This is a genomic window from Mycobacterium syngnathidarum (assembly GCF_001942625.1).
GTDB classification, from domain to species: domain Bacteria; phylum Actinomycetota; class Actinomycetes; order Mycobacteriales; family Mycobacteriaceae; genus Mycobacterium; species Mycobacterium syngnathidarum.
Genome location: NZ_MLCL01000091.1, coordinates 1 through 23,215, shown reverse-complemented (window position 1 = coordinate 23,215; position 23,215 = coordinate 1). Strand labels below are relative to the sequence as shown.

The 23,215-nt window shown below is 66.8% G+C and carries 17 protein-coding genes and 1 tRNA gene; 10 read left to right on the top strand and 8 right to left on the bottom strand.

Annotation, left to right across the window (positions count from 1 at the left end):
- The first annotated feature begins 77 nt into the window (after nucleotides 1-77).
- The 3 genes from BKG60_RS29240 (at nucleotide 78) to BKG60_RS29230 (ending at nucleotide 4,814) form a co-directional block, all read left to right on the top strand.
- Entirely contained in the window at nucleotides 78-3,089 is a 3,012-nt protein-coding gene (locus BKG60_RS29240) for a UPF0182 family protein (protein WP_070944496.1), read from the top strand.
- Nucleotides 3,090-3,257: 168 nt separating this feature from the next.
- Nucleotides 3,258-4,652 (top strand): FAD-binding oxidoreductase, encoded by a 1,395-nt coding sequence (locus tag BKG60_RS29235; RefSeq protein ID WP_070944495.1) that lies wholly within the window; start codon nucleotides 3,258-3,260, stop codon nucleotides 4,650-4,652.
- Nucleotides 4,653-4,737: 85 nt separating this feature from the next.
- Nucleotides 4,738-4,814, top strand: a tRNA-Met gene (locus BKG60_RS29230).
- Between the two features lie 40 nt (nucleotides 4,815-4,854).
- Here the strand turns inward: BKG60_RS29230 and BKG60_RS29225 are convergent.
- Complete coding sequence (locus BKG60_RS29225; protein WP_070944494.1) at nucleotides 4,855-5,544, bottom strand: methyltransferase domain-containing protein; 690 nt, start codon at nucleotides 5,542-5,544, stop codon at nucleotides 4,855-4,857.
- 154 nt (nucleotides 5,545-5,698) lie between these two features.
- Between BKG60_RS29225 and BKG60_RS29220 the strand changes: the two genes are divergently transcribed.
- Nucleotides 5,699-6,697: a tocopherol cyclase family protein gene (locus tag BKG60_RS29220; RefSeq protein ID WP_070944529.1), complete on the top strand. Its 999-nt coding sequence runs from the start codon at nucleotides 5,699-5,701 to the stop codon at nucleotides 6,695-6,697.
- A 9-nt stretch (nucleotides 6,698-6,706) separates the two neighbouring features.
- Here BKG60_RS29220 and BKG60_RS29215 read toward each other — a convergent pair whose 3' ends face one another.
- From BKG60_RS29215 to BKG60_RS29205, 3 genes are read right to left on the bottom strand one after another with little or no spacing between them, the layout of a single operon-like run.
- Nucleotides 6,707-8,014, bottom strand: a complete 1,308-nt coding sequence (locus BKG60_RS29215; protein WP_239252535.1) for an NtaA/DmoA family FMN-dependent monooxygenase — start codon at nucleotides 8,012-8,014, stop codon at nucleotides 6,707-6,709.
- Between the two features lie 25 nt (nucleotides 8,015-8,039).
- Nucleotides 8,040-8,651, bottom strand: a complete 612-nt coding sequence (locus BKG60_RS29210) for a TetR/AcrR family transcriptional regulator (protein WP_070944492.1) — start codon at nucleotides 8,649-8,651, stop codon at nucleotides 8,040-8,042.
- Nucleotides 8,648-10,474: a flavin-containing monooxygenase gene (locus tag BKG60_RS29205; RefSeq protein ID WP_070186994.1), complete on the bottom strand. Its 1,827-nt coding sequence runs from the start codon at nucleotides 10,472-10,474 to the stop codon at nucleotides 8,648-8,650. The genes BKG60_RS29210 and BKG60_RS29205 overlap by 4 nt, the downstream gene beginning before the upstream one ends.
- A 193-nt stretch (nucleotides 10,475-10,667) precedes the next feature.
- Between BKG60_RS29205 and BKG60_RS29200 the strand changes: the two genes are divergently transcribed.
- Together BKG60_RS29200 and BKG60_RS29195 are read left to right on the top strand one after the other, a co-directional pair.
- Nucleotides 10,668-12,113, top strand: a complete 1,446-nt coding sequence (locus BKG60_RS29200) for a DHA2 family efflux MFS transporter permease subunit (RefSeq protein WP_070944491.1) — start codon at nucleotides 10,668-10,670, stop codon at nucleotides 12,111-12,113.
- A 28-nt stretch (nucleotides 12,114-12,141) separates the two neighbouring features.
- Nucleotides 12,142-12,879 (top strand): SDR family oxidoreductase, encoded by a 738-nt coding sequence (locus tag BKG60_RS29195; RefSeq protein ID WP_070944490.1) that lies wholly within the window; start codon nucleotides 12,142-12,144, stop codon nucleotides 12,877-12,879.
- A 58-nt stretch (nucleotides 12,880-12,937) separates the two neighbouring features.
- On the opposite strand, the gene BKG60_RS29190 is transcribed toward BKG60_RS29195, so the two are convergent.
- Nucleotides 12,938-14,155, bottom strand: coding sequence for an acyl-CoA dehydrogenase family protein (locus BKG60_RS29190; RefSeq protein WP_070944489.1), 1,218 nt, complete (start codon nucleotides 14,153-14,155; stop codon nucleotides 12,938-12,940).
- A 206-nt stretch (nucleotides 14,156-14,361) separates the two neighbouring features.
- On the opposite strand from BKG60_RS29190, the gene BKG60_RS29185 reads away from it, so the two are divergent.
- Nucleotides 14,362-16,425 (top strand): acyltransferase family protein, encoded by a 2,064-nt coding sequence (locus BKG60_RS29185; protein ID WP_075910323.1) that lies wholly within the window; start codon nucleotides 14,362-14,364, stop codon nucleotides 16,423-16,425.
- Between the two features lie 3 nt (nucleotides 16,426-16,428).
- Here the strand turns inward: BKG60_RS29185 and BKG60_RS29180 are convergent, their stop codons facing one another.
- Both BKG60_RS29180 and BKG60_RS29175 read right to left on the bottom strand, forming a co-directional pair.
- Complete coding sequence (locus BKG60_RS29180) at nucleotides 16,429-16,851, bottom strand: nitroreductase family deazaflavin-dependent oxidoreductase (protein ID WP_075910366.1); 423 nt, start codon at nucleotides 16,849-16,851, stop codon at nucleotides 16,429-16,431.
- Between the two features lie 39 nt (nucleotides 16,852-16,890).
- Nucleotides 16,891-17,865 (bottom strand): NADPH:quinone oxidoreductase family protein, encoded by a 975-nt coding sequence (locus tag BKG60_RS29175; RefSeq protein ID WP_075910322.1) that lies wholly within the window; start codon nucleotides 17,863-17,865, stop codon nucleotides 16,891-16,893.
- A gap of 69 nt (nucleotides 17,866-17,934) precedes the next feature.
- Here BKG60_RS29175 and BKG60_RS29170 point away from each other — a divergent pair, with 69 nt between their 5' ends.
- Nucleotides 17,935-19,032 carry an NAD(P)-dependent alcohol dehydrogenase gene (locus BKG60_RS29170; protein ID WP_075910321.1) on the top strand — a complete coding sequence of 366 codons (1,098 nt, stop codon included), beginning with the start codon at nucleotides 17,935-17,937 and terminating at the stop codon, nucleotides 19,030-19,032.
- 43 nt (nucleotides 19,033-19,075) lie between these two features.
- Nucleotides 19,076-20,002 carry an alpha/beta fold hydrolase gene (locus tag BKG60_RS29165; protein WP_075910320.1) on the top strand — a complete coding sequence of 309 codons (927 nt, stop codon included), beginning with the start codon at nucleotides 19,076-19,078 and terminating at the stop codon, nucleotides 20,000-20,002.
- On the opposite strand, the gene BKG60_RS29160 is transcribed toward BKG60_RS29165, so the two are convergent.
- Entirely contained in the window at nucleotides 19,992-21,344 is a 1,353-nt protein-coding gene (locus tag BKG60_RS29160; protein ID WP_070186986.1) for a flavin monoamine oxidase family protein, read from the bottom strand. The genes BKG60_RS29165 and BKG60_RS29160 overlap by 11 nt on opposite strands.
- Nucleotides 21,345-21,491: 147 nt before the next feature.
- Between BKG60_RS29160 and BKG60_RS29155 the strand changes: the two genes are divergently transcribed.
- The gene (locus tag BKG60_RS29155; RefSeq protein ID WP_075910319.1) at nucleotides 21,492-22,979 is read left to right on the top strand and encodes a flavin-containing monooxygenase; all 1,488 of its coding nucleotides are present in this window, start codon (nucleotides 21,492-21,494) and stop codon (nucleotides 22,977-22,979) included.
- Nucleotides 22,980-23,215: the final 236 nt, after the last annotated feature.

The following is a 23,215-nucleotide window of genomic DNA, read 5'->3' as shown; positions in this document are numbered from 1 at the left end:
TGACTAGAGTTGTAGAAAATCGGGCGGCCCCGTCGGGCATGTCACGAGTCCACCGAGGCTGAAACGGGAGTTCGCGAGTGGGGATGCGGCCGACGGCGAGGATGCCGAAGCTGACACGACGTAGCCGGGTACTGATCGGGCTGGCACTGGTGGTGGTGCTGGCGTTGTTGATCGGACCCCGCGTGGTCGACGGTTACGTCGACTGGCTGTGGTTCGGTGAGTTGGGGTACCGCTCGGTGTTCACCACCGTGCTGGTGACCCGGCTCATCGTGTTCCTCGTGGTGGGGCTGTTCATCGGGGCCGTGGTGTTCGCGGGGCTGGCGTTGGCCTACCGCAGCCGTCCGGTGTTCGTCCCGGCCGCCGGCCCGAACGATCCGGTGGCGCGGTACCGCACCACCGTGCTGGCCCGGTTGCGGCTGTTCGGGATCGGGGTGCCGGTCTTCATCGGCCTGCTGGCCGGTGTGATCGCGCAGAGCTACTGGGTGCGCGTGCAGTTGTTCCTGCACGGCAGCGATTTCGGGATCACCGATCCGCAGTTCGGCCGGGATCTGGGTTTCTACGCCTTCGATCTGCCGTTCTACCGGCTGGTGCTGACGTACCTGTTCGTCGCGACGTTCCTGGCTTTCGTCGCGAATCTGCTGGGCCATTACGTGTTCGGCGGGATCCGGCTGACGGGGCGCAGTGGAGCGCTGAGCCGTGCCGCACGTATCCAGCTGATCAGCCTGATCGGCTTCCTGATCCTGCTGAAGGCGTTCGCGTATTGGCTGGACCGCTACGAGCTGCTGAGCAATACCCGCGCCGGCAAGCCGTTCACCGGTGCCGGTTACACCGACATCAACGCCGTGCTGCCGGCCAAGCTGATCCTGCTGGCCATCGCCGTGATCTGTGCGGTGGCGGTGTTCTCGGCGATCGTACTGCGCGACTTGCGGATCCCGGCCATCGGTGTGGTGCTGTTGCTGCTGAGCTCGCTGGTGGTCGGCGCGGGATGGCCGCTGGTCGTCGAGCAGTTCAGCGTCAAGCCCAACGCGGCGCAGAAGGAAAGCGAGTACATCAGCCGCAGTATCGCCGCGACCCGGCAGGCCTATGGGCTCACCAGTGACACGGTGACTTATCGCAGCTACGAGAGCAGCGGACAGACGACGGCCCAGCAGGTCGCCGCGGACCGCGCGACGACATCGAACATCCGGCTGCTCGATCCGACGATCGTCAGCCCTGCCTTCACCCAGTTCCAGCAGGGCAAGAACTTCTACTTCTTCCCGGATCAGCTGGCCATCGACCGCTACGCCGGCCCCGATGGCAATCTGCGCGACTTCGTGGTCGCCGCACGCGAACTGAACCCGGACCGGTTGATCGAGAACCAGCGCGACTGGATCAACCGGCACACCGTCTACACGCACGGCAACGGCTTCATTGCCTCACCGGCCAACACCGTGCGCGGAATTGCCAACGACCCCAACCAGAACGGCGGTTACCCCGAGTTCCTCGCCAGCGTGGTCGGCGCCAACGGCAACGTGGTCTCACCCGGACCGGCGCCGCTGGACCAGCCCCGGGTCTACTACGGGCCGGTGATCGCCGACACCGCGGCCGACTATGCGATCGTCGGCAAGAACGGCGATGTCGACCGCGAGTACGACTACGAGACCAACACCGAGACGAAGAACTACACGTACTCGGGCAGCGGCGGTGTGCGGATCGGCAACTGGCTGGCCCGCACGGTGTTCGCCGCGAAGTTCGCCGAGCGCAACTTCCTGCTGTCCAACGTGATCGGTGAGAACAGCAAGATCCTGTTCAACCGGGATCCGGCGGAACGCGTCGAGGCGGTGGCGCCGTGGCTGACCACCGACACCAGCGTGTACCCGGCGATCGTCAACAAGCGCATGGTCTGGATCGTCGACGGATACACGACGCTGGACAACTACCCGTATTCGGAGTTGACCACACTGTCCAGTGCGACAGCCGATTCCAACGAAGTGGCGGTCAACCGGCTGGCCCCGGACAAGCAGGTGTCCTACATTCGCAACTCGGTCAAGGCCACCGTCGACGCGTACGACGGGACGGTCACGCTGTATGCCCAGGATGAACAGGATCCGGTGCTCAAGGCCTGGATGAGCGTGTTCCCGGGCACCGTCAAACCCAAGTCGGACATCTCCCCGGAGCTGCAGGAGCACCTGCGTTATCCCGAGGATCTGTTCAAGGTGCAGCGTTCATTGCTGGCCAAGTACCACGTCGACGATCCGGTGAAGTTCTTCACCAACGCCGACTTCTGGGATGTTCCACTGGATCCCAACCCGACGGCCAGCAGTTTCCAACCGCCGTACTACATCGTGGCGCGGGATCTCGCCAACAACGACAGCTCGTCGTCGTTCCAGTTGACCAGTGCGATGAACTGGATTCGCCGTGACTTCCTGGCCGCCTATGTCAGCGCCAGCTCCGATCCGTCGAATTACGGCAAGATCACCGTGTTGACGATTCCGGGTCAGGTCAACGGACCCAAGCTGGCCTTCAACGCGATCAGTACCGATACCGCGGTCAGCCAGGATCTCGGTGTGATCGGCCGGGACAACACGAACCGGATCCGATGGGGCAATCTGCTTACCCTGCCGGTGGCCGACGGCGGATTGTTGTACGTCGCACCCGTTTACGCCTCGCCAGGCAGCAGCGACGCGGCGTCGTCGTATCCGCGCCTGATCCGGGTGGCCATGATGTACAACGACAAGGTCGGCTACGGCCCCACGGTCAGCGACGCACTGACCGAACTGTTCGGCCCGGGTGCGGGCGACACCGCCACCAATGTGGCTCCTACGGACGGCAAGCCGCAGGCGGCCGCAGGCACCCCGGAAGAGCCACCGGCCGCCCAGCCGCCGGCCAATGCGGACGGTCAAGCGCCTCGGGCAGCTACGCCGCCGCCCGCGGCGGTCCCGCCGGGCGAGCCGGTGCAGCTGTCCCCGGCGAAGTCGGCTGCGCTCAAGGAGGTCGAGTCGGCCCTGTCGGCGGCCCAGGATGCGCAGCGCAGCGGTGACTTCGGCAAGTACGGGCAGGCGTTGCAGCGGTTGAACGATGCGATGAACAAGTTCAATTCGTCCAAGTAGCGTCCCAGCACGACTGCCAAGAGTGCCCACTTTCCCTGGAAGGTGGGCACTTTTGGTCTGCCCAGTCCTGCTGAGCTGGCCGCCAAGTGGATACCAAGTGGCCTCCGCGATGCTGGGCGCTGAGAAATTCGCACCGGCTGCCTGAGCAGCATTCCTGGGAGGACACCGATGACCCTGACCGACCTTGCGCACGACGGCCTGGACGACGCGCTGGAGGGGCTACGTGCCCACGTCGCGGCCCCGGTCGCGCTGCCGGGCGAGGCCGGCTACGAGCGGGCCACCCCGTGGAATCTGGCGGCCACCGTGCGGCCCGCCGCGGTGGTGTTGGCGGCCACCGCCTATGACATCGCCAACACGGTCGGATACGCGGCCGTCCGGGGATATCGGGTGGGTGTCCAGGCCACCGGCCATGGTGCCCTGTCGGTCGAGTCCGACACCATCCTGGTGGTGACGTCCGGCATGACCGAGGTCACCGTGGATCCGGTGGCCCGCACCGCACGGGTGGCGGCCGGGGCGACGTGGCAGCACGTGCTCGACGCGGCCGCTGGCCACGGCCTGGCCGGACTGGGTGGCTCCGCAACGCATGTCGGTGTGGTGGGGTTCCTGACCGGCGGAGGGATCGGGCCGCTGGTCCGCAGCGTCGGGCTGTCGTCGGACTATGTGCGATCCTTCGAGTTGGTCACCGGCGCAGGAGAGTTGCTGCGCGCCACACCCGAGGAGAACGCGGAGCTGTTCTGGGGACTGCGCGGCGGAAAGTCGACCCTGGGTATCGTCACCGCCGTCGAGATCGAACTCCTCCCGATTCGGGAGTTCTACGGCGGCGCGGTGTATTTCGATGGTGCGGACGCCGCGGTGGTGTTGCACGAATGGAACCGCTGGTGTGCCGACCTGCCCGAGTCCGTCTCGACTTCGATCACGCTGCAACGGCTTCCGCAGCTGCCCGGGATTCCTGAGCCATTGGCCGGGAAGTTCACCGTTGCGGTGCGCTACGCGGCCCTCGGTGACTTCGCCGAGGCGCAACGTCTCCTGGCGCCGATGCGCGCGGTAGCTACCCCGGTGCTCGACACCGTCGGGGTTATGCCGTACGCCGCGATCGGTGCGGTACATGCCGATCCGGTCGATCCGATGCCGATCTACGAACACCACACGCTGCTGCGGGAATTGACTGCGGAGACGGTCGAGGTGCTGCTGGCCGCGGCCGGTCCGGATTCGGGCTCGGTGCAGACGATCGTCGAAGTCCGGATGCTCGGCGGGGCACTGGCACGCGAGGCACGACACCGCAGTGCGTTCTGCCACCGCGACGCCGCGTTTGCGGTAGCCGTCATCGGGGTCCTGGCACCGCCGGCCGCCGAGTTGGTGGTGCCGCAGGCCGGCGCGCTCATCGTGGCCCTGTCACAGTGGTCCAGCGGCGGCCAGATCGCCAATTTCGCACCCTCGGAGGACGCCGGGAGGGCCGTACGGGTCTACGACGAACAGACCCGGCACTGGCTGGCCGCACTGGGTGATCGGCACGACCCGGCAGGGGTGTTCCGGTGCGGCCAGGTGGTGCGTTCCGCGGGCTGATTCTGCGGTCGTTTTCGGGTCAGAAACCCCTCTGAGCACCCGATTTGGAGCTCTACGTAAGACCCCGGTAACCTTGTATTCGCAACGCGGGGTGGAGCAGCTCGGTAGCTCGCTGGGCTCATAACCCAGAGGTCGCAGGTTCGAATCCTGTCCCCGCTACCAAGAGGAAGTGGCCCTCGGAGATTATCTCCGGGGGCCGTTTTCATTGGGCGTACCCCACCCAGCCGCGAAAAGTGAACGCCGAGAAGAACTGCGTGACATCGGTGAAACCGGCCTCCTCGAGGAGTGCGTGGTCCTGTTCGGGGCTCAGTGTGGGCATGTGTTCTCGAATCATCTCGCCGGCCTTGTCGACATGGGCGGGGTCGTTTCCGTTGGCCAGCAGGTAGGCGAGGTGGCGATCGATCATGCGTTGCCGCTCAGCCGGGTCGTCCTGGTCGAAGCTGACGTGCATGACCACCAGCGGGGCGCCGGGTCGCAGCCGGCGGTGAACTTCGGTCAGGGTCCGCAGTCGCTCGTCGCGTTCGGCCAGGTGCAGCAACAGCAGGGCCGTGGCCGCGTCGAACGGACCTTCGGGGGCGTCGTCGACGTACCCGATGTAGGTGTCCATGCGCTCGGTCAACGGGCCGAGCGTGGCGGTGGCGAGTTCCATCATGGCCTCGGACGGGTCCACGGCTTGAAATCGCCAGTGCGGGTGCGCAGTAGCCAGCGCCTTGACCTCCAGTCCGCCACCGGCGCCCAAGACCAGGACGTGACCGTCGGCCGGGGTGCGTTCGGCCAGCAGCACCGACGCCATGGTGTGGAGGTCGTGGTAGCCCGGCACGCTCTTGGGTGCCAAGTCGGCATAGCTGGCCACCATCTCTGCGTTGGCGAAGGCTCGATGTTTTCCGCGCATACCCCGAAGCATCGTGGCCTGAAGTCGTGACTGGCAACTCATATTGCCGGATAGGCAAGGCTGCGTGAGGGAAGGCGTGAACACGGCGCGCGGCTGCTCGAACAACACGATCGGCAGTGCATTGCAGGCCCCGAATATGGGTATCAGGGGCTGCATGACCGCAGTCGATGCCGTGACTTGGCCGCACCGCGAACTGGTAGCCCTGTACCGCCGGACCGGCGCCGACGTGCCCTACGGTGATCCACTGCCGTCGCACGGCACTGAGATGGAGGGCTGGTTCTGGCGGTTGACCGACCCGGTGTCCGGGCGGGTGGTGGTGGCACTGTGCAGCTGCAATCAGCATCCCGACGGGGACTGGTCGACGGCGGCCATCGCGTTGGAACCCGGCGCAGCAGTGCGGTCGGCGGCGATCAGCGGTGCGGTGGCCGACCGGCGCGAGTTCGCGGTACGCGCCGACCATGACACGGGAGTGCTCGACGCCGACCGCACCGGCCTGCGGCTGACCATCGACGATTGCGCCGTCGACCTACGCGTCGACAACACCGAGCCATGGCCGAAGGTGTTCGGCGGTGGCGGCGTGTTCTCCTCGGTGCCGTTCCTCAACCAGTACTGGCATCCGTATTGCCTGGGCGGCCGGGCATCCGGCACGGTGCGCGGCGCAGGGGTCGACTGGCAGTTCGACGACGCCCGGCTGTATTGCGAACGTAATTGGGGCGCCGGCTTTCCGCAGCGGTGGTGGTGGGGCGAGGCCCACGACTTCGGCGACGACGACGATGTGTGCGTGGCGTTCTCCGGTGGCTTGCTGGAACTCGGGCCGCTGAGCCGGGAGGTCACGGCGGTCGTGGTCCGGTTGGGTTCGCGGGTGTTGCGTATCACTCCGCCGGCCCTGGTCACCCACAGCTTCGACCGGGATAGCTGGCATTGGCAGATCACAGCTCGCACACTGCAATTCGTAGTCGAATTGGACGGGCGCGGGATCAGCGGTCCACCGCATGTGCTGCCGGTGCCGATCCCGTCCGAACGACGCAACGTCGACACGGATTACGAGTACCTGGCCGGCACGCTGCATTGCAGGGTGCGGGAATGGGGGCGGGTGATCTTCGAGGGCACCTCGGAGTTGGCCGGGCTGGAGGTCGGTAGCCGGCCGGCGTGAGCCGGCGGGTCAGAACCTTTCGCGCAGCGGGCGATCGGCTGGCGTGCTGCGGTAGATGCCGCGATCGATCATCCGGGGAACCACGTGGTCGATGAACTCCCGGATGGATTGTGCGCCCGCGGAGAACATCAGATTGAATCCGCCGACGTTGCCGTCGGCGTGCCAGGCCGCGAAATCGTCGACGATGTCGTCATAGGAGCCGACGAACTTGCGGTGAGTGGCGCCGCCGCGGCCGACCGCTTGGGCGACCACGTCGCGCACGGTCACGCCCGGGCACTCCTGAATCCAGTTGTACAGCCCCACATAGTTGCCGAAGGTGCTCTTGACGGTTTTCTCGACGTCCTCCGGACGGGGAAGGAGATCGACGGGGAACGGCGCTTCGATGTCCTCGAGTGGAATGTCGATACCGAACTGGCCCAATGCGAATGGCGCGATGGGTGCCCAGTCGACATGGCTGTCCAATTCGGCCAGTTTCTCCTCGGCTTCGCTCCTGGTCCGGCCGAGATACGGGATGAGGCCGGGTATGGCCGGGACCGAGCCCGGGGCGCGGCCCTGTTCGACGAGGGCCTTGTCCAGCGTTCCCCGGTAGATCGCGGCGCTCTCGCGGGTGGACGAGTTGGTGAACACCATTTCGGCGTGTTTGGCGGCGACCTTGATGCCGGCACCCGACCCGCCGGCCTGCGCGATCAGTGGCCGTCCCTGCCGGCTCGGGGCGATGTTCAGCGGGCCGGAAACCTGAAAGCGCTTGCCCCGGTGGTTGGTCGGCTCGGCGTAGAACCGTGTACGGCCGTCCGGACCGCGCCGTAGTTCCCGGTTGTCCCACAGCCCGCGCAGCACATCGAGGAACTCGTGGGCGCGCTGATAGCGCGCCTCGCGGTCCAGATGGTGTTCCAGACTGTAGTTCAGCGCGAACTCGTCGATCACCGAGGTGACGGCGTTGTACCCGGCGCGACCATCGGAGGCCTGATCGAGTGAGGCCAGCAATCGGGCCAGGTTGTACGGGTCGTAGAACGTTGTCGACGCCGTCGCGATCAAGCCGACGTGCTTGGTGTGCTGTGAGATCGCGGTCAGTGCGGTGATCGGTTCGGCCGGACCCCCGTCGAACGCCGGCGAGCCCTGCATACCGGGAATATCGCCGACGAACAACGCGGTGAACAAGCCTTCGTCGCCAAACCTGCCGTACTCGAGCAGCCGCTCGAACGTGCTGCGTTCGGCCACGCCGTGGGCCTGCTCGTGGCCATAGGCGCCTTGGTGCAGGTTGATGTCGTTGGCCACCAGGTTCAGATGCAGATAACGTCGGCCTGACGTCGAAGTCATGGGTTTTCCTGTTCTGGTGAGGGATTCAGCGCATGGTGGCGTGCAGGGCGTCGGTCATCGCCTCGATGGCGGCCTCGCGGTCCAATGGCCAGCCGTCGACCAGCCACAGGTGCATGAAGGAATCGACCATCGTGTACATCATCGCGATGGCCAGGCGGAGCTGAGCCTCCGTCGCCCCGGGCATGGCGTCGTGGCGGATCCAGTCGTCGACATTGGCTTCCATCGTGGCGCGGTGGGCTGCGGCGAATTCCGGATCGGCGGCCCGCGCCTGGTGCAGTGCCATGTAGAGCTCCGGCGCGGAAGTGTAGAAGTCGACCACCTTCTCGAAAAAGGCCCGGATGGAGGGCCGGCCTGACTTGCCGCCTCGCGGAGCATCCTGCTGAGACCACACCGTCATGCGGGTGTTGCGCAGCTCCCGGAGAACAGCGGCCTTGCTGTCGAAATGGAGGTAGAACGTCGCCCGGCCGATGCCGGCTCGGCGCACGATGTCGTCGATGGTCACCGCGACATACCCACGTTCGGCGAACGCTTCCAGGGCGGCGGCCATGATGTGCTCGCGGGTCATTATCCGGTGCCGGTCACGCATCGTGAGCTTCGGTGCGGCGCTGGTGGTTTCGACGTCGGTGGTTTCGGTCATGTCAGCGTCACCCCCTCCAACTGCCCGGTGGATCGCCACTTGCTCAGCATGTCGAAGAAGTCGACCGGCTTGCCGCCGAAGTTGTTCGACAACATGCTGTGCGGGTTGTCCTTGTCGCCTTCGGAACTCAGATAGCTCGGCGTGCAATCGGCATAGAAAGCCTTCGGTTGCACCGTCGATTCATTCATCTGCGACAGCCACTCGTCTTCGGCTTCCTGGGTGGCCTCGATGGTCGTCGCGCCGCGCTGTACCCAACTGCTGACCAGGTAGGCGAAGTGGCGGGCGCGTTCCTCGGCGGTATGGGTGTAGTTGGGCGAGACCCCGGATTGGGTGTAGCCGAGGAAGAAACAGTTGGGAAACCCGTGGCTCTGCAGTCCGTGCAGCGTCCGCATGCCCTTGGACCACTTGTCGCTCAGGCGGATGTCGTCGCGGCCGGTGATCTCGAATCCGAGGCGCCGGGTGAACTCGGTGCCCACCTCGAAGCCGGTCGCGAAGATCAGGGCGTCGAGCTCGTAGTGCATTCCGTCCACCACGGCAGCGGTGGCGGTGAACCGCTCGACCCCGCGACCGTCGGTGTCGACCAGTTCGACGTTGTCGCGGTTGAACGTCGGCAGATACTCGTCGTGGTAGCCGGCACGTTTGCAGTTCAGCTTGAACCAGGGTTTCAGGGCTTCGGCGGTCTTCGGGTCGTGCACGGTCTGGCTGATACGGGCCCGCAGGCGTTCCATCGCCTCGAAGTCGGCCCGGTACAGGAAATCGCTGATCTCCTCCGGCGTCATCTCCCTACCGAGGCGAGCTGTCTCCCGGATGACCGCGGGATCGGTGAGCTCGAGGGCGTTGCGGGTCCACCCGTCGTCGGTGAGATCGAGGTCCATCTCGACACCGCAGGTCACCCTGGTGAAGTTCTCCATGCGTTCGCGCTGCCAGCCCGGCTGCAGACCGGCGGCCCAGTCACGATCGGTCGGTCTGTTGCCCCGTTCGGCGACCGTGCTCGGAGTCCGTTGGAACACATAGAGTTTCTGCGCCCACCGGCCGAGGTGCGGTATGCACTGCAGGCCCGTCGCGCCGGTGCCGATGATGCCGACGCGCTTGTCGGCCAGCTTGGCCAGGCCTCCGGATTCGTCACCGCCGGTGTAGCCGTAGTCCCAGCGGCTGGTGTGGAAGGTGTGCCGCGAGAACTCGTTGATGCCCGGGATCCCCGGCAGCTTCGGCCGGGTGAGGGATCCAGGTGAGACGGCAACCAGCGACGCGGTGAGCGCATCGCCCCGATTGGTCGACACCGCCCAGTGTTTGGCCTTGTCGTTCCATCGCATGTCGGTGACGGTGGTTTGCAGCAAGGCATTTCGGTACAGGCCGTAGTGGCGCGCGATGGCTTGCAGGTGTTCGCGAATCTCCGGCCCGTGAGCGTAGCGCTCGGTGGGGACGTAGTTCAGCTCTTCGAGAAGTGGCAGGTAGATGTAGGACTCGATATCGCACTGGGCGCCGGGGTAGCGGTTCCAGTACCAGGTACCGCCGAAGTCGCCCGCCGTGTCGACGATCCTGATGTCCTCGACGCCGGCTTCCTGCAGCCGTGCCGCCGCGATCAGGCTGCCGAGCCCACCGCCGATGATCAGCACCGTGACGTGATCGTGCACCGCGGCACGCTCGAGTGGCTCACACCAGGGGTCGTCGGCGTAATGCGAGAAGTCGGCGGTGACCTCGACGAACTGGTCGACGGCATCGGTGCGGAGGCGCTTGTCGCGTTCCAGGTTGTACTTCGCGCGTACCCAGTCGGCGTCATACTCCGCCGGCTGAGGTCCCGGGGAAGTTGTCGCCTGTGGCATTCCCAGCGCTCCTCGCTCAAATTCGGTAGACGTTGCGTCTACTCAACAGACAATGAGGCATCTTGCCAGACATTGCGTATTTTGTAACGGTCCCGGTGCCCCGTCGCGGCAAAACCGGTTTCCTTCACGTCGGGTGTCCCACTTACCCTGGGTGGCTGCGCAGACGAGTCTCGGGGGAGACAGGGGAGTGGTAATGACATCGGGCCCGAGCACCAGGGAGGTCGCGGCGCAACCGCGTGCCCAGGCGAGCGCCAACGTCATCATCGCGCTGCTGGTGGGCTCGGCATTCGTGATGATCCTCAACGAGACGATCATGAGCGTGGCGCTGCCGGCGCTGATCGTGGACCTGGACATCTCGGCGAGCACGGCGCAGTGGCTGACCAGTGGTTTCCTGCTGACGATGGCGGTGGTCATCCCGATGTCGGGTTCGCTGCTGCAGCGCTACCCGGTGCGCAGCATCTACCTGGCGTCGATGACGTTGTTCTGCACCGGCACCCTGGTGGCCGCGCTGGCGCCGGGGTTCGCGGTGCTGTTGGTGGGGCGGATCGTGCAGGCGTGCGGGACGGCCGTGATGATGCCGCTGTTGATGACGACGGTCATGACGTTGATCCCGGCCGACCGGCGCGGCCAGATGATGGGCACCATTTCGATCGTCATCGCCGTCGCACCGGCGATCGGTCCCACGCTGTCGGGGTTCATCTTGGGCTCGCTCGACTGGCGGTGGATGTTCTGGATCGTGCTGCCCATCGCGATGGTCGCGCTCGGCGCCGGTCTGGCCTGGCTGCGGGTTGCCGATGAGCGTGAGGAGCCGACCCCGATCGACCCTGTCTCGGTACCCCTGTCGGCGATTGCGTTCGCGGGCTTGGTGTTCGGGTTGTCGCTGATGGGCGAATCGGCCCACGGCCGGCAGTCGCTACCTGCCTGGGTGCCGATGTCGATCGGTGCGGTGGCGATGGTGCTGTTCGGCGCGCGGCAGATACAACTGCAGCGACGCGACCGCGCGTTCCTCGATCTGCGCCCGTTCACCTATCGCCGGTTCTCCGTGTCGCTCGGCCTGGTCGTCCTCGGGTTCATGGGGCTGTTCGGCGCCATCATCATGGTGCCGCTGTACGTCCAGGACGTGTTGAAGCAGAGCGCGCTGGTCGCCGGTTTGGCGACGCTGCCGGGTGGGCTGCTGATGGGAATGGCGGGCCCGCTGGTGGGGCGAGCCTACGACCGCCACGGTGCCCGGGTGCTCGCGCTGCCCGGGTCGGTGCTGCTGTGCGCGTCGCTGTGGGGATTCACGCTGTTGTCGGCGACTTCTCCGGTGTGGGAACTGGTTGTGCTGCAGACGATCATGATGGTGGGCTTGTCGATGATGTTCACCCCGTTGATGACTGATGCGCTGGGTGTTCTGCCCGACCGGTTCTATTCACACGGCAGTGCCATCTTGACGACGCTTCAGCAGGTTGCGGGCGCGGCGGGGACGGCGTTGTTCGTCACCGTCATGACAAAGGCCTCCCGATCGGGCGGCGCCCCGGACCTGCCCGGAGTGCACGCGGCGTTCACGGTCGCCGCGTTGATCAGCGTGATCGGCGTGATAACCGCGCTCTTCACCGCACAGCGCCCGAGCCCGGCCGGCGGTACGCCGACGCATTGAGTGCCGGCGGTCGGGCACAATCGGGCGCATGGACAAAGTCGTGGTCATCACCGGCGCCGGCAGTGGCATCGGCCGCGCGGCGGCCCGGGTCCTGTTGGATGCCGGCCATCGCGTGGTGCTGGCAGGCCGCCGCGCCGAACCGCTGGCCGAGGTGGGTGGCGGGAACCCGAATGCCCGCGTGGTCCCCACTGACGTCACGGATTCGGCTTCGGTGCAGGCGCTGTTCGCCGGGACGGTGTCGGCATTCGGACGTGTCGACGTATTGTTCAACAACGCAGGCGTTTTCGGTCCGTCGGCATCGATCGCCGACATCGACGACCAGCGGTGGCACTCCACGTGGCGCACCAACGTCGACGGTGCGGTGTTCTGCGCCAGGGAAGCCGCGCGGGTCATGGCCGGCCAGTTGCCCAGGGGTGGGCGAATCATCAACAACGGATCGATCTCTGCGCACCGGCCCCGGCCGAACAGCCTCGCCTACACCGTCACCAAGCATGCGATGAGTGGCTTGACGGCGTCAATGTTGTTGGATCTGCGCGATATCGACATCTGCGTCACCCAGATCGACATCGGCAATGCCGCCACCGACATGACCGCCGGCTTCAGTCACCAGACTCTGCAGGCCGATGGAAGTCTGGCGGCTGAGCCGACGTTCGACGTCGAGCATGTGGCGCGCGCCGTCGCGCATCTGGTCGATCTGCCACTGGAGGTGTCGGTTCCGTCGCTGACCGTGATGGCGCGGGCCATGCCGTACTTCGGCCGAGGCTGACGCCGGACCCGGCCAGGACCCGCTGAATCCACGACGGCGATTCCGTCGTGGGCGGTCGTCAGCGGAAGGCCGCCTGCCCGGTCAGTGCCTTGCCGATGGACAGCAGATGCATCTCGGAGGTGCCCTCATAGGTGAGGACCGATTCGAGGTTGTTGGCGTGCCGCAGGGGTGAGTATTCGAGGGTGATTCCGCTGCCGCCCAACAGGGTTCGGCATTCCCGTGCGATGGCCAGCGCTTCGCGGACGTTGTTCAGCTTGCCCAGGCTGATCTGCTCGGGCCGGACACCCTCGCCGTCCTTGATGCGGCCGAGGTGGATCGCCAGCAGCATCCCCTTACCGAGTTCGACGGTCATGTTGGCCAGCTTTTCCTGGGTGAGCTGGTAGCTGGTGAGCGGCTGGTCGAAGACCTCGCGTGAGCCGGCGTAGTCGATCGCGGTCTCCAGGCTGTCGCGGGCCGCGCCGAGCGAGCCGAACACGATGCCGAACCGGGCTTCGTTGAGGCACGACAGCGGGGCCGACAGCCCTTCGGCCAGGGGCAGCCGCGCCGAGGCGGGCAGCCGGACATTGTCGAGCACGAGCTCGGAGGTCACCGAGGCGCGCAGGGACAGCTTGCGGTGAATCTCGTTGGCGGTGAAGCCCGGGGTGTCAGTGGGGACCAGGAAGCCGCTGATATCCCCGTCGCCGTTCCCAGTTCTAGCCCACACCGTGGCCACATCGGCGAGGTTGCCGTTGGTGATCCACATCTTGGTGCCGTCGAGTACCCAGTCTGCATTCTCTCCGGCGCCCGAGCGTCGAGCCCGGGTGCGCATACCCGCGGGGTTGGAGCCGAAGTCCGGCTCGGTCAGGCCGAAGCAACCGATCGCGTCACCGGCAGCGAGCCGGGGCAGCCATTCGTTCTTCTGTTCTTCGGATCCGTAGCGGTAGATCGAGAACATCGACAGCGAGCCCTGTACGGACACGAAACTGCGGAACCCGCTGTCGCCGGCTTCCAGCTCCATGCATGCCAGGCCATAGCTGACGGCGTTGGTTCCGGCGCAGCCGTATCCCTGCAGATGCATGCCGAGCACGCCGAGCTTGCCGAACTCCTTGGCCAGTTCCTTGGGCAGCGTGGCCGATTCGAACCACTGCCCGACGTTGGGCTTGAGCCGGCTGTCGACAAACTTGCGAACGGTGGCGGCGATCTCGCGCTCGTCGTGGTCGAGCAGCCGGTCGGTGTCGAACAGCTCCAGCGGCCGGTAGGTGGACTTCTTGGCAGCCGGTGCGGTGGTGGCGGTCATGGGTCAAGGCTAGATTTTCCGGGCCGATGCGCCTATGGCCGGTTGTAAAACGAGGGGACGGGACCTTGTCCCGTCGGGGCGCCGGGATGCGTCTCGCCGCCGGAAGCGGCCCGGTTGCGGTGGCCTATGCTCTGTGCGGCGAACGGAGTGGCCCCAGGTGTTCTCGTCGTCATCGACCGGCGAAGGCGGGCCAGGGAAAGTTGACTGTGCAGGCGATTGTTGACGATCCGGTTCGCGTTCCCGGGGTGCACCGGCGGATTCGTGACGACCTGATCGGCCTGAGTGGTGTGGCCGTGGTCATGGTGGTCGTCTGTCATCTCTGGTTCGGCCGCGCTGCCGGTGGTCTGGACGTTCTGCTGGTCTTGTCCGGCTTCTTCACCGGCGGCCGGGTGCTTCGGGTGATCGGCACGGCGAGTGCGAGGACGCTGGCCGCCGAAGCCGGACGGGTGGTGCACCGGCTGGTACCGCCGCTGGTTCTGGTGGTGGCCGTGAGTGCGGGGCTCACGGTCCTGGTTCAGCCGCAGACCCGGTGGGAGGCGTTCGCCGATCAGACGCTGGCCGGCCTGGGCTTCTTTCAGAACTGGCAATTGCTCGGCTCGGCGGACGACTATGTGCAGGCCGGTGAGGCGGTGACCCCGCTGCATCACCTGTGGGCCGTCTCGGTGGTGGGTCAGTTCGCACTCGCGTTGTTCCTGCTCGCCGGCGCCGTCATCGCGCTGACGGCGGTCCGGGGCCGTGGCGCACGGCGTGCCAGCCTGGTTGTCGCGTCCGGTATCGCGGCGGCAGCGTCGCTGTACTACGCGCTCACCACGCAGTCGGCCAATCCGATGCTCGCCTACTACAGCACCGCCGCCCGCGCCTGGGAGCTGTTGGTGGGAGTGCTGGCCGCGGCACTCGTGGCCGGCCCGACAGGGCGGACTCGGTGGCCCGGCTGGGTGCGAGGAGGTGCGGCTGCCGTCGGTGTCGCGGCGAACCTGGTGTGCGGTGCGCTCACCGACCGGGCCGTGCAGTCCCCGGGCATGTGGACGTTGATTCCCGTGACGGCGACGGTACTGGTGATCGTGAGCGCTGCCGGGGGCACACCACCGAGGACGAGTGAATACTTGCGCAGCGCCCCGCTGGTCGCCGTCGGGGCCGCGGCCTATCCGCTGTATCTGTGGCATTGGCCGTTGTTGATCTTCTGGCTGGCCACCGTCAACGACGATGCCGTGGGCCTGACTGACGGCATTGTGATCCTGGGGGTCGCGGTGGTGCTGGCGCTGCTCACCGTGCGACGGGCCCAGCCGCCCTGGCGTCGGTGGCCGGGCATGTGGATGGTGTCGGGTGCGGTCGTCGCGTTGGTGGCGGGGGTGCTCGTGGCGACTTCGCTGATGTGGCAGGGGCATGTCGCGCACGCTCGAGCCAGCGGTGCCGAACTCGGCATGCTCTCGATCCGCGACTATCCGGGCGCGCAGGCGCTCATCGAGAATCGACCGGTCGCCAAGCTGCCGATGCGCCCGAGTGCGCTGGAGGCCGACAACGACCTTCCTCCGTCGTCGATCGACCACTGCGTGACCGGGTTCACCGGTGCTGAGGTCGGCACCTGTGTTTACGGAGATCCGAAGGGCGCCCGCACGATTGCGCTGGCCGGCGGGTCGCATTCGGAGCATTGGCTGACCGCGCTGCATGAGATCGGGCGGCAACACGGTTTCAAGGTGATCACCTACCTGAAGGCCGGCTGCCCGCTGACCACCAAGCGGCTGCCGATCATCGCTGGATCCTTCGAGGCGTACCCGTCCTGCCGGGCATGGTCGGACAACGCGCTCGCCCAGATCATCGCCGACCGGCCGGATTACGTGTTCTTCACCTCGACGCGCCCGATCCTCAACGGCCCGGGCGACTATGTACCCGACTACTACCTCGGGATCTGGGATGAGTTGTCCGCCAATGGAATTCCGATGCTCGGCATACGGGATACGCCGTGGATGATCCGCGACGGCTGGTTCTTCTCACCGGTCGACTGTCTGTCCAACGGTGGCGACGCCGACACTTGTGGATTGCCTCGGGACGAGGCCCTGGCCCAGCGCAATCCCACCCTGGACCATCTGGCCGCCTATCCGCTGATGAAGGCACTCGACCTCACCGATGCGGTGTGCCGGCCGACCATCTGCCGTGCCGTGGAGGGCAACGTGCTGGTGTACCACGATGCCCACCACCTGTCGGCGGCCTACGTTCGCACGCTCACCACCGAGTTGACGCGGCAGATGTCAGCCGCCCTCGGTTGGTGGTAGCCGTCATTCGACGATGAAGACCGGAATCTGTCGAGTGGTCTTGATCTGGTATTCGGCGTACGGCGGGTAGGCCTCGACGGCCAGCTTCCACCAGTGTTCGCGCTCGTCACCGGAAAGCTCGCGGGCGGTCAGCGACGCGGTCTTGTCGCCGTCTTGGACCGTCACGGCCGGGTTGGCCTTGACGTTGAAGTACCACGACGGGTGCGCCGGGTCACCGCCCTTGGAAGCCACCATCGCGTAGCGGCCGTTCTCCTCGACACGCATCAGCGGCACGTACCGCTTCTTGCCTGATTTGGCACCGGTGGTCGTGAACAGCACGATGGGGCGGTCCAGTACCTCGACGCCGTCGGTGGTGCCTTGTTCCAGAATGCGTTCGGTCTGTGCGCGTACCCAGTCGGTCGGGCTCAATTCGGCATGTTCAGTCACGCGGTGCACAACGCCGGCCGCTGCGCCGCTATTCCGCGATCACCGCAGCGTCAGCACCACTTTGCCCTTGGCGCTGCGGTTCTCCAGGGATGCGATGGCCTGGGCGGCCTGCTCCAGTGGATAGACCTCGGGCCGGGGTGCGGGCAGCGCGCCGGAAGCCAGCAGCGGCTGCAGTTCGGCCCACTGTTCCTGCAGGTAGCCCGGGTGAGAGAAGGTCCAGGCGCCCCAACCCGCACCGATCACGTCGACGTTGTTGAGCAGCAGGCGATTGACCTTGACGGTGGGAATCTCACCGCCGGTGAAGCCGACGACCAGCAACCGCCCACCCACAGCCAGCGACCGCAACGAATCCGTGAAGCGATCGCCGCCCACCGGGTCGAGCACGAGGTCCACGCCCCGGCCGCCGGTGAGTTCCTTGACCGCGTCACGGAACCCGTCGGCCAGCACCACATCCGAGGCGCCTGCGGCCCGGGCGGTCTCGGCCTTCTCCTCGGTGGACACCACCGCGATGGTGCGCGCGGCGCCCAGCGCCGGTGCCAGACGCAGCGCCGAGGTGCCGATACCGCCTGCCGCGCCGTGCACCAGCACGGTCTCGCCCTGGGCCAGCCGGCCGCGGGTGCGCAACGCGAACTGAACGGTCAGGTCGTTGAACAGGATGCCGGCTCCGGCCTCGAACGACACCGAGTCCGGCAGGGGGAACACCCGCTCGGCGGGCAGCGCCACGACTTCGGCCATGCCGCCGGACAGCATGGTCAGGCCCAGTACGCGGTCACCGGCGCCGACATGTGCACCGGCCGGCGCGCTGCGCACCACACCGGCGATCTCGGCGCCCGGGCTGAACGGCAGCTCGGGCTTGTACTGGTAGAGACCGCGGGTCAGCAGGGCGTCGGGGAACGCCACGCCGGCCGCGTGGACGTCGATCACCACGTCACCGGAGTCCGCGTTCGGTTCCTCGACCTCGGCCACCCGCACCGCGTCGGGACCGTCGAGGGTGGTGATCTGGGCTGCACGCATCGGTGTCTCCTTCTGCTGGGGTCGCCAGCCAATTGTGACAGGTGTCAAGTCGGTGGTTAGCATCACCGGATGCTCAACGCCCGCGCCGCGGTGGTGCTCGAGGCTGGTGCCGATCCGCAGCTCACCGACGTCCAGATTCGTGAACCGATCGGGGACGAGGTGCTGGTCCGTATCGAGGCCGTAGGCATCTGCCACACCGATGTGAGTGTGGCAGCACGGTTTCGCAAGTTGCCGATGGTGTTCGGTCACGAAGGTGTGGGCACGGTGGTCCAGGCGGGGCTTGAGGCCACCCCCATCCCCGGCGACCAGGTGGTCCTCACCTTCGCCAGTTGCGGCACCTGCCCCAACTGCCGGGCGGACATGCCGGCCTACTGCGAGCGCTCCACCGACCTCAACATGCGTGGAGGCCGCCGCGATGAATCCAGTGCGCTGTACCTCGACGGCGTTCCCGTTGGTGGCGGCTTCTTCGGCCAGTCCAGCTTCTGCACCTACGCGCTTGCCGGCAGTCGCAATGCGGTGGTGCTGCCCGAACCGATCGACGCCGCACTGGCCGCACCGCTGGGCTGCAGCGTGCAGACCGGTGTGGGCGCCGTGCTCAACGTGCTCGCTGTGCAACCTGCCGATGCGATCGTGGTGTTCGGGGCCGGCGCCGTCGGGCTCTCGGCGGTGATGGGTGCCCGCATCGCGGGCTGCCGCACCATCGTCGCCGTCGACCCGATCGCGCAGCGGCGCACGCTGGCAACCGAACTGGGTGCTACCGCGACCCTCGACCCGACCGCTTCCGATGTCGCCGCCGCGGTGCTCGAGCTCACCGGGGGAGCGGCCTGCGCCGTCGACACCACCGCCCGGCCCGATGCTCTGGCCGCCGCGGTCGCAGTGCTGCGGGAGCGCGGCACCCTGGCGCTGTTGGGCCTCGGCGCGTTGACGGCAGAACTGCCCGTCGCGGCGATCATGGGCAAGGGCCTGACCCTGCGCGGTGTGGTGGAAGGCGACAGCGATCCGCAGACCTTCATCCCGCGCCTGGTCGATCTGCACCGCCGTGGCGAACTTCCGCTCGACAGAATCGTGAGCCGCTACCCGTTCGACGACTTCGACCGGGCCTGGGCCGCCGCCAAGGCCGCTGACGTCGTCAAACCGGTGTTGGTCACCGGCGAGGTAGGCTCGTAAACCCTCGGATTCACCCGGCAACGACGCCAATGATCGGAGCATCATGACCCTTCCTCAGCTACCGCCGGGACGCGCTGTCGAGGTGCGCGCCGTCGATGGTGTCCGGTTGCATGCCGAGGTGTTCGGCCCGGAGGACGGCTACCCGATCGTGCTGGCCCACGGCATCACCTGCGCCATCGGGGTCTGGGCTCACCAGATCGCCGACCTGGCCACCGACTACCGCGTCATCGCCTATGACCACCGCGGGCACGGGCGCAGCGAGACCCCGCGCGGGCGGAACCGCTACAGCCTCAACCACCTCGCAGCCGACCTTGACGCGGTACTCGACGCCACGCTGAATCCCGGCGAACGGGCCGTCGTCGCCGGACATTCGATGGGCGGCATCGCGATCACGTCGTGGTCGCAGCGCTACCCGGCCCGGGTGGCCGCCCGAGCCGACGCTGTCGCACTGATCAACACCACTACCGGTGACCTGGTGCGCGACGTGAATCTGCTCAGGGTTCCGGCGCCGTTGGCGGCCACCCGGGTTCGGGCCGCCGGTACCGCGATCAGGGCCATGGGTGGGGCATGGATGCCCCGGATCACCGAGCGCCCCAACAAGCGTTTCGTCGCACACCTGGCGGTCGGCCATGATGCCGAGCCGTGGGTCGCCGAGTTCGTCTACCAGCTGTTCGCCCAGACCCCGGCCGCCGGTCGCGGCGGGTGGGCTCGCACGCTGGTCAACGGTCTGGGGTCCCAACACATCTCGGTGCGCAACCTGACGGTGCCGACGCTGGTGATCGGCAGCGTCAAAGACCGGCTGCTGCCCATCAACGCCTCACGCCGGATCGCGGCCGATGTCCCGAACCTCAGCGCCTTCGTCGAGATGCCCGGTGGGCACTGCGCCATTCTGGAGTGCCCGTCACAGGTGAACGCCCAGCTGCGCGCACTGGCCGAGTCGGTGGCCTTGCCCCCGGCGGTCAGCCAGTAAGCCGGCCCGCCACTTCGGCTGCTGCGCGCTGACCGGACCGGACCGCCCCGTCGAGAAATCCGGTCCACTCGTCGGCGGTTTCGGTGCCGGCCCAATGAATGGAGTCCACTGGTTCGCGCAGCCACTGGCCGTACTGTGTCCACGATCCGGGCGGCACCGCCGCGGTCGGTCCACCGGGCGCGAATTGTTCTGTGCCCCAACAGTGGTCGATGTAGTCGATCGGCTTCAGCGCCGCGTCGCCGAACAGGGTGGCGAATCCGTTCAGGGCCTGCTCGCGCCGTTGATCGGCGGACAGCCGGTCGAACGTGCGGGCGTCGGTGAACCCCAACAGGATTCCGGGCCCCCCGTCGTCGGGGCTGACATCGAACGTGATGAACACCGGACCCTCGTCGGACACGGCCTCGCCCGAACAACCGTTGGCGCGCCAGAACGGTCGTTCGTAGGCGGCGTAGGCCTTGCTGAGGTTGCCCTGCGGCCAGTTCTCCGCCAGCTCGGTGTACGGCTTGGGTAGCGGCGGGTTGAACTCGATACCGGCACGGTGCTGAGGCGCTATCGCCACGACCACCGCACGCGCAAGTATCTCTCCGGCCGGGCAGTTCACCGCCACGGTGCCGTCGGGGCGGCGCTCGATGCTGGCGACGGGGGCGCTGAGCACCACCCGATCTCCGAGTTCGTCGGCCATCTTCGACGCGATCTGCTGGGTGCCGCCGGGAAACCGGTCCTGTTGGGCACCGTCGCGCACGTCGAGCATGCGGTCCAGCCCACCGGCGGCCTTGACGTAGCGGGCCGCGTGCAACATCGAAACCTCGTCGGGCTCGGCGCCCCACGTGACCCGGGACATGATCGCCATCAGGTTGCGGGTCGAGGCGCTCGCGCCGGCCGAGCGCAACCAGCTTTCCAGGGTGAGCTCATCGAGTTTCTCGGCGTTCGCACTCTTCCACGGCTCACTGACCCGGATGCCTCGGGAGAGCCGTTCGAAGCGCCACTGGATCCGGGAGACGTCGAACAGTTCCATCATCGACAGGCGCGGGATGGTGCTCCGATATGAGCGCACCCGCCCGTGCCACTGGATCAGGTTCTTGCCGCGGTCGTAGGTGGACACCGTGGGGCACCCGAGCTCGTCGGCCAGCGCCAGCACCGCGTCCTGAGTGGGGCCGACGAACGTCCCGCCCAGGTCGACCGGCACATCGGCGATCGTCGCGGTCGACGAGCGGCCACCGACGCGGTCCCGCCCCTCCAACACCACCACCTGGTGTCCGAGTCGGACCAGGGCGCGGGCGGCGGACAGACCGGCGAAGCCGGCGCCGACCACGACGACGTCGGTGCTCGTTGGGATGCTCACCTGTCCAGGCTCTCACGCATGACGGTCATGCCAGCGTTGTTCGGTGCCGCGGGACGCGGTAGATCGGGCTGCGGCCGGATCGTTGACGCGCTGCGCGACCGAGCACCTAGGCTGGGTGGTACTCGTCGGGACCAGAGGAGGTTCGCCATGGGTGCTGTGGATCCGGAGTACACCGATGTACTCATCGTCGGGGCCGGGATCTCAGGGCTGGGTGCGGCCTACCGGGTGCACGAGAAGAGCCCTGGTCTGACGTACACCGTGCTGGAACGCCGGGAGCGGATCGGCGGCACCTGGGACCTGTTCCGCTATCCGGGCATCCGCTCGGACAGCGACATCTTCACGCTGAGCTATCCGTATCAGCCCTGGACCAAGCCGGAGAACGTGGCTGACGGCGGCGACATCCGCGACTATCTCACCGAGACGGCGCGCGAACACGGCATCGACCGTCATATCCGGTTCAACACCCACGTGTTGTCGGCGGATTGGGATTCGGGTACCGACACCTGGACCGTGCGGACCGAGCAGAACGGACAAACCGGCACCTACCGGTGCCGGTACCTGTTCTGCGGCACCGGCTACTACAACTACGACGAGCCCTACACCCCAGATTTTCCCGGTATCGACAGCTTCGCCGGCGACGTGGTGCACCCGCAGTTCTGGCCCGAGTCCCTGGATTACTCCGGCAAGCGCGTGGTGGTGATCGGCAGCGGCGCCACGGCGATCAGCCTGGTGCCTGCACTCGCGCAGCAGGCGTCGCACGTGACGATGCTGCAGCGCTCGCCGACGTACATGATGTCGATGGCGCGTATCGACCCGGTGGTGCAGGCCATCCGGAAGGCGTTGCCGCGCAGGCTGTCTCATCAGGTGGTGCGGTTCCGCAACGCGGCGTTCCACGTGCTGACGTACTTCTTTTTCCGCAAAGCGCCCAAGGCCGGGCGCCGGCTGATCCGCAATCGCACGATTGCCGCGCTGCCCGAGGGCTATCCCGTCGACGTGCATTTCAAGCCCCGCTACAACCCCTGGGACCAGCGCATGTGCCTGGTGCTCGACGGCGACCTCTACGAGCACATCAGCGACGGCCGGGTGGACATCGTCACCGATCACATCGACCACATCGATGCCGCGGGCATCGTGCTGAAATCCGGTGCACGGGTGGACGCGGACGTGATCGTCACCGCGACCGGCCTGCAGCTGCAGGCCCTCGGCGGGATCAGGTTGGCGGTGGACGGTCATGAGGTCAAGCCGACCGAGCGGTTCGTCTACAAGGAGTTTCTGCTGGAGGACGTCCCGAACCTGGCCTGGTGCATCGGTTACACCAACGCGTCGTGGACACTGCGGGCCGACATGACCGCTCGGGCATTCGCAAACCTGTTGGCTTACATGGGTGCTCACGGCTACACCCACGCCTATCCGCACAGGGGCGCGGTACCGATGCCCGAGAAACGGACGTGGGACCTGGAGGCCGGTTACATCCAGCGTTCTGAGCACGCGTTGCCGCGTTCGGGCACCAAGCGGCCGTGGCACGTCCGGCACAATTATGTGCTGGACGCCATCGACCACCGGCTCGACCGCATCGAGGAGTCGATGGTCTTCGGCCGTGCGCCCGCCACGCCGGAGGCTGCAGCCGCCTCCTGATTCCGCTGTCCTGTTTGTCACGCCAGCCGGGTTGTCCGGGTTCCCTGGGCGCCTTGCAGGCGTGAAAATGGGTGTGGGTTGCCTGTCGACGTCGTTGCCACTTTGGGATGTGTTGAGCTTGTACGCCAGCCTGACGCCGGGGCCCGGACCTGGAAGGGTCATGCATTGTTGCTGTGAGCACGCCGGTCAGAATTTCGGTTTTCCCTTGACCGAGGCCCCCAGGTGACCCGCCCACC

Bases quoted from the DNA above. Each gene is read 5' to 3' on its own strand.
- BKG60_RS29235 (WP_070944495.1), top strand. From the start codon at position 3,258: ATGACCCTGACCGACCTTGCGCACGACGGCCTGGACGACGCGCTGGAG.
- BKG60_RS29225 (WP_070944494.1), bottom strand. From the start codon at position 5,544: ATGCGCGGAAAACATCGAGCCTTCGCCAACGCAGAGATGGTGGCCAGC.
- BKG60_RS29220 (WP_070944529.1), top strand. From the start codon at position 5,699: ATGACCGCAGTCGATGCCGTGACTTGGCCGCACCGCGAACTGGTAGCC.
- BKG60_RS29215 (WP_239252535.1), bottom strand. From the start codon at position 8,014: ATGACTTCGACGTCAGGCCGACGTTATCTGCATCTGAACCTGGTGGCC.
- BKG60_RS29210 (WP_070944492.1), bottom strand. From the start codon at position 8,651: ATGACCGAAACCACCGACGTCGAAACCACCAGCGCCGCACCGAAGCTC.
- BKG60_RS29205 (WP_070186994.1), bottom strand. From the start codon at position 10,474: ATGCCACAGGCGACAACTTCCCCGGGACCTCAGCCGGCGGAGTATGAC.
- BKG60_RS29200 (WP_070944491.1), top strand. From the start codon at position 10,668: ATGACATCGGGCCCGAGCACCAGGGAGGTCGCGGCGCAACCGCGTGCC.
- BKG60_RS29195 (WP_070944490.1), top strand. From the start codon at position 12,142: ATGGACAAAGTCGTGGTCATCACCGGCGCCGGCAGTGGCATCGGCCGC.
- BKG60_RS29190 (WP_070944489.1), bottom strand. From the start codon at position 14,155: ATGACCGCCACCACCGCACCGGCTGCCAAGAAGTCCACCTACCGGCCG.
- BKG60_RS29175 (WP_075910322.1), bottom strand. From the start codon at position 17,865: ATGCGTGCAGCCCAGATCACCACCCTCGACGGTCCCGACGCGGTGCGG.
- BKG60_RS29170 (WP_075910321.1), top strand. From the start codon at position 17,935: ATGCTCAACGCCCGCGCCGCGGTGGTGCTCGAGGCTGGTGCCGATCCG.
- BKG60_RS29165 (WP_075910320.1), top strand. From the start codon at position 19,076: ATGACCCTTCCTCAGCTACCGCCGGGACGCGCTGTCGAGGTGCGCGCC.
- BKG60_RS29155 (WP_075910319.1), top strand. From the start codon at position 21,492: ATGGGTGCTGTGGATCCGGAGTACACCGATGTACTCATCGTCGGGGCC.